Origin of the sequence: Variovorax sp. V116 (assembly GCF_041154435.1) — a bacterium.
Taxonomy (GTDB): Bacteria; Pseudomonadota; Gammaproteobacteria; order Burkholderiales; family Burkholderiaceae_C; genus Variovorax; species Variovorax paradoxus.
Map to the genome: position 1 here is coordinate 899,658 of NZ_AP028661.1, position 10,789 is coordinate 910,446.

General features: G+C 68.0%; 11 protein-coding genes. 8 read left to right on the plus strand and 3 right to left on the minus strand.

The genetic code is table 11. From position 1 onward, the window contains the following. Positions 1 to 125: 125 nt before the first annotated feature. The 3 genes from ACAM58_RS04125 to ACAM58_RS04135 all read left to right on the plus strand — a co-directional run bounded on the left by ACAM58_RS04125 (position 126) and on the right by ACAM58_RS04135 (position 2,485). Positions 126 to 728 (plus strand): DUF1326 domain-containing protein, encoded by a 603-nt coding sequence (locus ACAM58_RS04125; protein WP_018903738.1) that lies wholly within the window; start codon positions 126 to 128, stop codon positions 726 to 728. A 61-nt stretch (positions 729 to 789) separates the two neighbouring features. Then, entirely contained in the window at positions 790 to 1,605 is an 816-nt protein-coding gene (locus ACAM58_RS04130) for a DUF2182 domain-containing protein (RefSeq protein WP_307596424.1), read from the plus strand. Further along, entirely contained in the window at positions 1,598 to 2,485 is an 888-nt protein-coding gene (locus ACAM58_RS04135) for a DMT family transporter (RefSeq protein ID WP_369664206.1), read from the plus strand. Before ACAM58_RS04130 ends, ACAM58_RS04135 begins: the two co-directional genes overlap by 8 nt. Positions 2,486 to 2,500: 15 nt before the next feature. On the opposite strand, the gene ACAM58_RS04140 is transcribed toward ACAM58_RS04135, so the two are convergent. Genes ACAM58_RS04140 through ACAM58_RS04150 form a run of 3 tightly spaced genes read right to left on the minus strand, consistent with a single transcriptional unit; the run spans position 2,501 to position 5,842 of the window. Next, the gene (locus tag ACAM58_RS04140; protein WP_018903735.1) at positions 2,501 to 3,565 is read right to left on the minus strand and encodes a malate/lactate/ureidoglycolate dehydrogenase; all 1,065 of its coding nucleotides are present in this window, start codon (positions 3,563 to 3,565) and stop codon (positions 2,501 to 2,503) included. 7 nt (positions 3,566 to 3,572) lie between these two features. Further along, complete coding sequence (locus ACAM58_RS04145) at positions 3,573 to 5,099, minus strand: UxaA family hydrolase (RefSeq protein ID WP_369664207.1); 1,527 nt, start codon at positions 5,097 to 5,099, stop codon at positions 3,573 to 3,575. Next, complete coding sequence (locus tag ACAM58_RS04150; RefSeq protein WP_018903733.1) at positions 5,096 to 5,842, minus strand: FadR/GntR family transcriptional regulator; 747 nt, start codon at positions 5,840 to 5,842, stop codon at positions 5,096 to 5,098. The genes ACAM58_RS04145 and ACAM58_RS04150 overlap by 4 nt, the downstream gene beginning before the upstream one ends. A 137-nt stretch (positions 5,843 to 5,979) precedes the next feature. Here ACAM58_RS04150 and ACAM58_RS04155 point away from each other — a divergent pair, with 137 nt between their 5' ends. The 5 genes from ACAM58_RS04155 to ACAM58_RS04175 all read left to right on the plus strand — a co-directional run bounded on the left by ACAM58_RS04155 (position 5,980) and on the right by ACAM58_RS04175 (position 10,482). Beyond that, on the plus strand, positions 5,980 to 6,714 hold the full coding sequence (locus ACAM58_RS04155) for an SDR family oxidoreductase (protein WP_018903732.1): 735 nt from the start codon (positions 5,980 to 5,982) through the stop codon (positions 6,712 to 6,714). Then, positions 6,711 to 7,457, plus strand: coding sequence for an SDR family NAD(P)-dependent oxidoreductase (locus ACAM58_RS04160; RefSeq protein WP_018903731.1), 747 nt, complete (start codon positions 6,711 to 6,713; stop codon positions 7,455 to 7,457). The genes ACAM58_RS04155 and ACAM58_RS04160 overlap by 4 nt, the downstream gene beginning before the upstream one ends. Positions 7,458 to 7,486: 29 nt before the next feature. Beyond that, the gene (locus ACAM58_RS04165; RefSeq protein WP_012745943.1) at positions 7,487 to 8,335 is read left to right on the plus strand and encodes a fumarylacetoacetate hydrolase family protein; all 849 of its coding nucleotides are present in this window, start codon (positions 7,487 to 7,489) and stop codon (positions 8,333 to 8,335) included. Positions 8,336 to 8,472: 137 nt separating this feature from the next. Then, a complete protein-coding gene (locus tag ACAM58_RS04170) occupies positions 8,473 to 9,258 on the plus strand; it encodes a GntR family transcriptional regulator (RefSeq protein ID WP_012745944.1) in 786 nt (261 codons plus the stop codon). 21 nt (positions 9,259 to 9,279) lie between these two features. Continuing rightward, positions 9,280 to 10,482 (plus strand): ABC transporter substrate-binding protein, encoded by a 1,203-nt coding sequence (locus ACAM58_RS04175; protein ID WP_018903729.1) that lies wholly within the window; start codon positions 9,280 to 9,282, stop codon positions 10,480 to 10,482. Positions 10,483 to 10,789: the final 307 nt, after the last annotated feature.

Sequence of the window (10,789 nt, forward strand, 5' to 3'; positions counted from 1 at the left end):
GGGTAGTGCGCGGCGGGGCATCGTGCTCGACTTGCCCGGTTGCGAAGCGTAGGATCAGCGCCCCCCTTGCCGCTGAGTCGCGGCGACAAGTTCCGTGTTCGTGTGGCTTCTGAACGGAGGTTCGTATGAGCTATCACCTGGAAGGTCGCCTGCTCGAGGTATGCAACTGCAACGTCCTGTGTCCCTGCTGGATCGGCGAGGACCCTGACAACGGCACCTGCGACACCATCGTCGCGTGGCGCATCGACAAGGGAACCATCGACGGCGTCGACGTCGGCGGCAACACCATCGCGGCCGTGGCGCATGTGCCCGGAAACATCCTCGAAGGCAACTGGACGGCGGCGATCTTCGTCGACGACAAAGCCTCCAAGGAGCAGGAAGAGGCGCTGCTCAAGGTCTACACCGGCAAGGCCGGCGGCCCGATCGCCGACCTGGCCGCCCTCATCGGCCAGGTGGTGTCGGTCGAGCGGGCGCCCATTCGCTTCACGGTGAACGAAGGCAAGGGCGAGCTGGAGATCGGCAAGGACTACTACGCCGAACTCGAACCCTACCGCGGCGCGACCGGCGGGCAGACCACGCTGTCGGACACCGTGTTCTCCACGGTGCCGGGCGCGCCGGTGTTCGTCGGCAAGGCGCCCACCTACCGCTCGAAGAACCCCGCCCTCGGCATCGACCTCGACATCAAGAACCACAACGCCCTGCAGAGCACCTTCGTCTTTGATTCATGAGCGCCGTGCCGGGCCGCCCCAAGCAAGCTCGCACCGCAGTGCGGAGCACGAAGGTTAGCCAGTGAACCCCGCGGCCGGCTTGCCGCCGCGCAACGTCATCCGCCACCGCCGCGTGTTCCTGCCGGTTCTCGCTGCGCTGGCCGCGCTTGCGTGGATGGCATTGTGGGCCTGGGCGCGCAGCCCCTACGGGCGCTATCTCGAACACGGCGACTGGACCGCCTCGGGGCCGGCCGCGTTCCTGTGCCAGGCCATTCCTGCCGGCGGCGTGGTCGTGCCCGCAGTGCTCTATGCGGTGGCGTGGATCCTCATGACCATGGCCATGATGCTGCCGACCACGCTGCCGCTGTTCAACGCCTTCGACCGCCTGACCGCGGGGCGTGCGGACCATGCGCGCCTGCTCGTGCTGCTGGGGCTTGGCTACATGGCCGTGTGGGGTGCCTTCGGGCTGCTGGCGCACGGGCTCCACAGCGCGGTGCTGGCGCTGCTCGCGAGCGCGCCCACGCTGGCCTGGCACGGCTGGGTGATCGGCGCCGCGACCATCGCGCTGGCCGGCGCGTTCCAGTTCAGCCGCCTCAAGCACAAGTGCCTCGAGAAGTGCCGCACGCCGCTGAGTTTTGTCATCGAGCACTGGCGCGGCCATGCGCAGGCGCGCCATGCGTTTGCGCTGGGCCTGCACCATGGCCTGTTCTGCGTCGGCTGCTGCTGGGCGCTGATGCTGCTGATGTTCGCGCTCGGCACCGGCAGCCTGGGCTGGATGCTGCTGCTGGCCGCCGTCATGGCGCTGGAAAAGAACGTTCCCTGGGGCCACCGCCTGAGCGCGCCGCTCGGGTTTGCGCTCTTGGGCTGGGCCGTCTTCATGGTGGGGGCGCATGTCTGAAGCCATCTCCGAGGTGCGCCGCGCGCCGTCCACCCTGCAGACCGTCGCGCTGACCGCGGTGGCCATGCTCGCATTCGCGGCCAATTCGCTGCTGTGCCGGCTCGCGTTGCAGCAGCGGGGCATCGATCCGGCCAGCTTCGGCAGCATCCGGCTGGTTTCCGGTGCGCTCACGCTCGCGCTGGTCGTGCAGTTCCGCTCCCGGCCTGCCGTGCCCGGCCGTGCCGACTGGCTCGCGGCCGCCATGCTGTTCGCCTACGTCGCCTTCTTTTCCTTCGCCTACCTGAGCCTCTCCGCGGGCACGGGCGCGCTGATCCTGTTCGGCGCGGTGCAGCTCACGATGCTCGGCGCGGGCCTGGGCTCGGGCGAGCGCTTCGGGCTCGTGGCATGGCTCGGCTTCGTGCTGGCGGCCGGCGGGCTCGTCTACCTGGTGCTGCCGGGCGTTGCGGCGCCGCCGCTGCTGGGCGCCGTGCTGATGGCCATCGCCGGGGTGGCGTGGGGCGTGTATTCGCTGCGCGGCCGCGGCGTGCCCGATCCGCTGGCCGCCACGGGCCGCAACTTCTTGCGGGCCGTACCGCTGGCCCTGGCGCTGAGCCTTGCCTTCATGATGCGCGCCCATGCGGATGCCACCGGCATCGCGCTGGCCGTGGCCTCCGGCGCCTTGACCTCGGGGCTCGGCTATGTCGTCTGGTATGCGGCGCTCGCGCGCCTGTCGGCCATGCAGGCGGCCACCGTGCAGCTGTCGGTGCCGCTCCTGGCGGCGTTCGGCGGCGTGCTGCTGCTGTCGGAGGCGATCACGCCGCGGCTGGCGGCGGCCTCGGTGGCCATCCTGGGCGGCATTGCGATCGTGCTGAGCCAGAAGTCGCGCAAGGCGCGGCGCTAGAAGGAAACGCGGCCTTTACGCGGCGGCGACCGCCACGCCCACCTTGGTTCCGGCCGCGACGATCTCGCCCCAGGTCGCATCGTCCAGCCAGATGCCGTCGCGCTCGCGCGCCACGCGTGCAGCGCGCTCCGGCTCGCCGGCGATCTGCACCTGGTCGAAGCCGGCGCCCGGCGGGCTCTGGCGCAGCCACTCGACGAAGGCCGTCGCCTCCTGCGCGAAGCTCTCCTGGGTTCCCAGTTTGGCGGGATCGATCAGGATCGTCAGCATGCCGTTGAGCACCGTGCGTGCGGTGTCGGCCGGGCGGTGCCAGGTGCCGCCACCGGTGAGCGCGCCGCCCAGCAGCTCGCAGGCCATCGCCATGCCGTAGCCCTTGTGTTCGCCGAAGGTCATGAGCGCGCCGAACAGGCCGTTGGCCTGCGGCACGACCACCACGCCCGGGTCATTGGTGGGCGCGCCGCGCTCGTCGATCAGGTAGCCGTCGGGCACGCGTTCGCCCTTGTTGTGGGCGACGCGCATCTTGCCCTGCGCCACGCGGCTGGTGGCAAAGTCGAGCAGGAAGGGTTCGGCGCCTGCGAGTGGAATGCCGATGCAGCAGGGGTTGGTGCCAAAGCGCCCGTCGCCGCCGCCCCACGGCGCCACCACGGGCCGCGACAGCACGTTGACGAAGTGCATCGAGACCAGGCCCTCGGCCGTTGCCATTTCGGCGAAGTGCCCGATGCGGCCCAGGTGGTGCGCGTTGGCGAGCGTGAAGATGCAGCTGCCGTGCTGCTTCGCCCGTGCAATGCCGAGTTCCATCGCCTGCACGCCGACGATCTGGCCGTAGCCATGCTGGCCGTCGAGCGCGAGCAGCGTGCCGATGTCGGTGTTGATCTTGACCGCGGCATTGGGCACGAGGCCGCCTTCGGCCACCGCATCGACATAGCGCGGCAGCATGCCCACGCCGTGCGAATCATGGCCGCTCAGGTTGGCCAGCACCAGGTTGTCGGCCACCTGCGCGGCTTCGGCCGGCGTGCTGCCGGCGGCTTCGAGGATGCGGGCGCATTGCGATCGCAGAACAGAGGAGGAAAGGGTTTGGGGCATAGGTTCCTTACATCACCGCGCCGACTTGCCAGGGCACGAATTCATTTTGGCCGTAGCCATGTTTCTCGCTCTTCGAAGGCTCGCCGGACGCGGTGGCCAGCACCAGTTCGAAGATGCGCTGGCCCATCTCCTGGATCGAGCTGGTGCCATCCACGATCTCGCCGCAGTTGATGTCCATGTCTTCTTCCTGCCGCTGCCACAGCGCCGAGTTGGTCGCAAGCTTGAGCGAAGGAGAGGGGGCGCAGCCGTAGGCCGAGCCGCGTCCGGTCGTGAAGCAGATGATGTTCGCGCCGCCCGCGACCTGCCCGGTGGCGCTCACGGGGTCGTAGCCCGGCGTGTCCATGTAGACGAAGCCGTGCGCCGTGACCGGCTCGGCGTATTCGTACACCGCCTCGAGGTTGCTCGTGCCGCCCTTGGCCACCGCGCCGAGCGATTTTTCGAGGATGGTCGTGAGGCCGCCGGCCTTGTTGCCCGGCGAGGGGTTGTTGTTCATCTCGCCTTCGTTGATCTCGGTGTAGTGCTCCCACCACTTGATGCGGTCCACCAGTTTTTGGCCGACCTCGCGCTTGACGGCTCGGCGCGTGAGCAGATGCTCGGCACCATAGACCTCGGGCGTCTCGCTCAGGATGGCCGTGCCGCCGTGCGCCACCAGCAGGTCGACCGCCGCACCGAGGGCCGGATTGGCGCTGATGCCGGAGTAACCGTCCGAGCCGCCGCACTGCAGGCCGATCGTGATGTGCGCCGCGCTGCAGGGCTCGCGCTTGACCGCATTGGCGCGCGGCAGCATCTCGTTGATCAGCGCAATGCCTTTCTCCACCGTCTTGCGCGTGCCGCCGGTGTCCTGGATGTTGAAGGTGCGGAAGTTCTCGCCCTCGGCCAGGTGGCCGGTCGCGAGCCAGGCATTGATCTGGTTCGCCTCGCAGCCCAGGCCCACCACCAGCACGCCCGCGAAGTTGGGGTGCGTGGCATAGCCCGTGAGCGTGCGCTCCAGGATCTGCATGCCCATGCCTTGTGTGTCCATGCCGCAGCCCGTGCCGTGGGTGAGCGCCACGATGCCGTCGACGTTCGGGTAGCCGGCCAGCGCCGATGGATTGGTCTTGCGCGAGAAGTGGTCCGCAATGGCGCGCGCCGCGGTGGCCGAGCAGTTCACGCTCGTGAGCACGCCGATGTAGTTGCGCGTGGCCACGCGGCCGTCGGCCCGCCTGATGCCCATGAAGGTGGCCTCGCGCTTCGCGGGCGCGGGCTTCACGTCGGCGCCGAAGGCGTAGTCGCGTTCGAAGTCGCCCTTGTCGGGGCCCATGTCGAGGTTGTGCGTGTGCACGTGCTCGCCGGCCGCAATGGGCTTGCTCGCGAAGCCGATGATCTGGTTGTAGCGGCGCACCGGTTCGCCGGCGGCAATGGCGTGCGTCGCCACCTTGTGCCCGGCGGGAATCAGGCCGCGCACGGCAAAGTCTTCGACCTTGGCGCCGCCGACCAGCTGGCTGCGCGCGATCACGACATCGTCGGCCGGATGCAGGCGAATGAAGGGATTCATCGTGGAACTCGTGTTGTGTGGGAATCGGAAGGAGGAGCGGTTTTTTTCGCGCGGCGCCAGCTCGCGCTGAACCGCTGGTGCGAGTTGTCCATGTGGGCGTGCATGGCGGCCCGCGCGGCCTCGGGGTCGCGCGCGGCCACGGCGTCGCGGATGGCCTCGTGCTCGGCAATCGCCGAGCGCCAGGAGGCCACCGTCTCGAAGTAGCCGCCCAGGCGCGTGAAGATCGGGCCGTTGCGCGAATCCCAGAAGCTCTGCACCGTTTCCACCAGCACGGCGTTGCCGCTGGCATTGACGATGGCCACGTGGAATTCGCGGTCGCCTTCGAGCGGCAGTATTTCGCGGTCGGCGAGCCCGCGCATCGTTTCGATGGCGCGGCTCATGGCGTCGATGTCCTTGCGCTTGCCCACGGCAGCTGCAATGGCGGCGGTCTCGCCCTCGATCACGCGGCGCGCGCGGATCAGCTCCAGCGGGCCCCATTCGGTGGGCGCCACCGGCTTGCTCGCGCGGTGCGAGCGGTCCAGCACATACACGCCCGAGCCGGTTCGGACCTCGACCCAGCCCTCGACCTCGAGCGCGATCAGCGCCTCGCGCACCGAGGGCCGGCTCACACCGAGCTGCTGGGCCAGGTCGCGCTCGGCCGGCAGCCGCGCGCCGACGGCAAGCTCGCCCTTGCCGATCAGCCCGCGCAGCTGGTCGGCAATCTGGCGATAGAGGCGCTGGGGTTCGACGGTCTGGAGCGGCACGGGTGGTGGGGTTAAGGGTTGTCCTGAATTGGACAAGTGGTAAGGCCAATTCAGAATACGATCCGTACCGCGCCGCTGCCATCGGGCCAAACCCTGAACGCCGGGCAGCCGGTGCGCCACTTTCCAAGGAGACATGCATGAGACTCAAGGGCAAGACCGTGCTCGTGACGGCGGCCGGACAAGGCATCGGCCACGCGAGCGTGCTCGCCATGGCCGCCGAAGGCGCGCAGGTGTGGGCGACCGACGTGAACGAGAAGCTGCTGGGGCGCTACGCCGGCGTCGCCAACGTGCGCACGGCGAAACTCGACGTGCTCGACAAGGACGCGATCGGCGCCTTCTTCAAGAGTCTTCCCGCGCTCGACGTGCTGTTCAACTGCGCCGGCGTGGTACATAACGGCACCGCGCTCGAGGCCACCGACAAGGACCTCGAATTCGCGTTCGCCCTCAACGTGCGCGCGCAGTTCTGGACCATCCAGGCCGCGCTGCCCGGCATGCTGGCCGCAGGACGCGGCAGCATCATCAACATGGCGAGCGTCTGCTCCAGCATGAAGGGCCTGCCCAACCGCTTCGTCTACGGCACCACCAAGGCCGCGGTGCTGGGCCTGACCAAGAGCGTGGCGGCCGACTTCGTGTCGCGCGGCATCCGCTGCAATGCCGTGTGTCCCGGCACGGTCGACACGCCCTCGCTCGGCGAGCGCATCAATGCCAACGAAGACCCCGAAGCGGCGCGCAAGGCCTTCATCGCGCGCCAGCCGATGGGACGGCTCGCGCAGGCCGAGGAAATCGCGCCCGTGGTGGTGTTCCTGGCGAGCGACGAATCGGTGTTCGCCACCGGCCAGGCCTTCACGGTGGACGGCGGCATCACCATATGAACCAGCTCGACTTCGCGGGCCGCCACGCCGTGGTGACCGGCGGCGCGGCGGGGTTGGGCTACGGCATTGCCGAGCGGCTGATCGCATCGGGCGGCAGCGTCACGCTCTGGGACCGCGACGAGGCTGCCGCCGGCAAGGCCGCGGCGGCGCTCGGCTCCAAGGCCTTTGCCGTGAAGGTCGACGTGGCGCAGCAGTCTTCCGTCGCTGCGGCCGTGGCGGCCACGCTCGCGCATTCGCCGCGCATCGATGCGCTGGTCAACAGCGCCGGCATCACCGGTCCCAACACCAGGCTGTGGGACTACCCGGTGGACGATTGGCGGCAGGTGATGGAGGTCAACATCAACGGCGTGTTCCTGTGCTGCCGCGAAGTGGTGGCGCAGATGCGCGCGCAGGGCTACGGCCGCATCGTCAACATCGCTTCGGTCGCGGGCAAGGAAGGCAATCCCAATGCCAGCGCGTACAGTGCAAGCAAGGCCGCCGTCATTGCGCTCACCAAGTCGCTGGGCAAGGAGCTGGCCGACACCGGCATCCGCGTCAACTGCGTGACGCCCGCGGCGGTGAAGACCGCCATCTTCGACCAGATGACACCGGAGCACATCGCATTCATGCTCTCGAAGATTCCCATGGGCCGCTTCGGCACGGTGGAGGAGGTGGCCGCGATGGTCGGCTGGCTCTGCACCGAAGATTGCTCGTTCTCCACCGGCGCCGTGTTCGACCTGTCCGGCGGCCGCTCCACTTACTAAGTCAGTCAGTCTCCCCAAGAAAGGACCACATGAAACTCGTTCGCTATGGCAACCCCGGCAAGGAAAAGCCCGGCCTCATCGATGACAACGGCCAGCTGCGCGACCTGAGCGCGCTGGTCAAGGACATCGGGCCCGAGCAGCTCGGCGATGCCGCGCTGGCCAAGCTGCGCAAGCAGAAGGTCGACAAGCTGCCGCTGGTCAAGGGCAAGCCGCGCTTCGGCAGCCCGGTGGCCAACGTCGGCAAGTTCATTGCCATCGGCCTGAACTACGCCGACCACGCGGCCGAGTCCGGCCTGCCGATTCCGAAGGAGCCGGTGGTCTTCATGAAGGCCACCAGCTGCATCCAGGGCCCGAACGATCCGGTCATGCTGCCCAAGAACTCGGTCAAGAGCGACTGGGAAGTCGAGCTCGGCGTGGTCATCGGCACGCGCGCGCGCTATGTCTCGCAGAAGGACGCGCTCAACTTCGTGGCCGGCTACTGCACCATCAACGACGTGAGCGAGCGCGAGTTCCAGATCGAGCGCGGCGGCACCTGGGACAAGGGCAAGGGCTGCGACACCTTCGGCCCGATCGGCCCCTGGCTCGTGACGCGCGACGAAGTGCCCAACCCGCAGAAGCTGTCGATGTGGCTCGACCTCAACGGCAAGCGCATGCAGACCGGCAGCACCAAGACCATGATCTTCAGCATCGCCAAGATCGTGAGCTACCTGAGCCAGTTCATGACGCTCCTGCCCGGCGACGTCATCACCACCGGCACGCCGCCCGGCGTGGGCCTGGGCATGAAGCCGCCGCTCTACCTGAAGAAGGGCGACGTGATGACGCTGGGCATCGAAGGCCTGGGCGACCAGCGCCAGGAAGTGGTTCCGTTCAAGCTGTAAGCCAACAACCAGCGAGCAGCCAGGAAGCGGCGCGGCGGGCATTGGCCCGGCGCGCCGTTCTTGTTTGTGCGGCGTCGGTTTTAAATGTCCCATTGACAGAACATTGAAACTGCAAAAACATCAAAGGCATGTCGCAGATGCCTTTGCCGAAGTACCACCAGATCTACCTGGTCCTGCGTGAGCAGCTGCACGAAGGCCGTTTCGCCGAGGGGCTGCCCGGCGAGCTTGCGCTCATGGCGCAGTTCAACGTGGCGCGTGTCACGGTGCGGCGCGCTCTCGAGCAGCTGTCTTCCGAAGGCCTGATCGCGCGCAACCCGGGGCGCCGCACGCGCGCGCTGCCGCCCGTGCTCGCAGGCGAAGCGAACAACAGCGGCAACGGCATGGAGCGCGCCAATCTGCGCGGCCTGCTCGAGAACCTGGTGACGATGGGCCTGCACACCTCGGTGAAGGTGATCGAGGTGGCCACCATCACGGCCTCCACCCAGGTGGCCGAGGCGCTGCAGCTGCAGCTGGGCGACCCGGTGCAGAAGGCGGTGCGCGTGCGCTCCACCAAGGAAGGCCCGCTCTCGCACATCACCACCTACGTGCCCGACACGATCGCGCGCCGCTTCGGCCGCCGCGAGCTGTCGAAGAAGCCGATCCTCGTGCTGCTCGAGGAATCGGGCGTCAAGGTGGGGCGCGCGCACCAGACCATCTCTGCGCGGCTGGCCGACAGCCTGATCGCGCAGCACCTCGACGTGTCGGTCGGCTCCGCGCTGCTCGCGGTGCGCCGCCTGATCTACGACGAGGACGAGCGGCCCGTGCAGTGGCTGCATGGCCTCTACCGCCCCGACCGCTACACCTATGAAATGCAGCTCTCCCGCGTGGGCGGCATCGACGCGAAGGTGTGGGTCAGCAAGGACGTGTCAGCCAAGTTCAACTGAAGAGAAGAAAAGGAAAGCCCCATGCAGAACCGCCGCAGTTTCGTGTCGCAGTCCGCCGCCCTGGCGACCGCCGTTGCCTTTCCGCTCGTGGCCGGCGCGCAGCCCAAGACCGTCAAGGTCGGCGTGCTGCATCCGGTCACCGGGGCGCTGGCCTATTCGGGCCAGCAGTGCCGCCTCGGCGCGCTGATGGCCATCGAGGACATCAACGCCGCCGGCGGCATCAAGGCGCTGGGCGGTGCGAAGCTCGAGGCCCTGCTGGGCGACGCGCAATCGCAGCCGCAGGCCGGCGCGGCCGAGGTCGAGAAGATGAACGAAGCCGGCGTGTCCGCCATCGTGGGCGCCTACGCCTCGGCCATCTGCCTGGCGACCACGCAGGCAGCAGCCAAGTACAACCTGCCGCACGTCGTCGACGTGGGCGTGGCAGACCAGATCGTGGAGCGCGGCCTGAAGAACACCTTCCGCTTCGGCCCCGGCTACAAGAAGTCGACCGAGGTGGCCATGGCCAACCTGCTGGTGCTCAACAAGGCCGCGGGCAACCCGGCCAAGACGGTGATGATCATCCACGAGGAGTCGCTGTTCGGCGCCGGCACCGCGCAGCTGCTCTCGCGCGAGCTGCCGGGCTACGGCTTCGAGGTGAAGGAGGTGGTGAAGCACGCCAACCCCACGCGCGACTTCAACAACATCGTGCTGCGCATGAAGTCGGTCAACCCGGACATCGTGATCCCGGCCAACTACTACAACGAGTACGCGCTGCTGGTGCGCACCATGCAGCAGCAGAAGGTGGTGCCCAAGGCGATCTTCTCGGTGCTGGGCGGCGCCGCATCGAGCTACAAGTTCGTGAAGGAGTTTCCGGACGCGGCCAACGGCATCATCGACTGCAACCACTGGTTCAACCCGAAGGACAAGCGCTCGCAGGAGCTGCGCAAGCGCGTGGAGGCCAAGGGCCAGTTCTTCAGCTACGAGGTCTTCATGACCTACACCTCGATGTGGCTGCTGGCCGATGCGCTGGAGCGCGCGAAGTCGGCCGAACGCGCGGCGATCGTCGACGCGCTGGAGAAGAGCACCTTCTCGAATCACATCATGCCGTATGGCCCGACGAAGTTCGTCAACGGACAGAACGAGGGCGCGCAGCCGTTGATGACGCAGGTGGTGAAGAACGACATCAAGGTGATCATTCCGCGCGACTACCGCGAGGTGGAGCCTGTGTTTCCGCTCAGGGCATGAACATGTCGCTGCATGGTGTGGGGTGCGGTGACGGGCGGTCTGGCTCTGGGCGTCCGACGTCACCGGTCCTTCGGACTTCGCTGCTGGCAAGCCCCCCGTATTCCGCCGATCGTCGATCAAGCATGGAGCCCGGTATGCGGTGCGGGCCGGGCGAACCCCTCTGCGCCGCCGAGGAGCGCAGCGTTTCGCGGATCAGGGCTCGCAGCTGTTTGAGCGTAGCGAGTTCTGCGAGACCCCGCGAAACGCGAGCACCGCAGGGCAGCCCGAAGGGCCGGCGCAGTGGGGTCGCACGGCCCGCACCGCATAC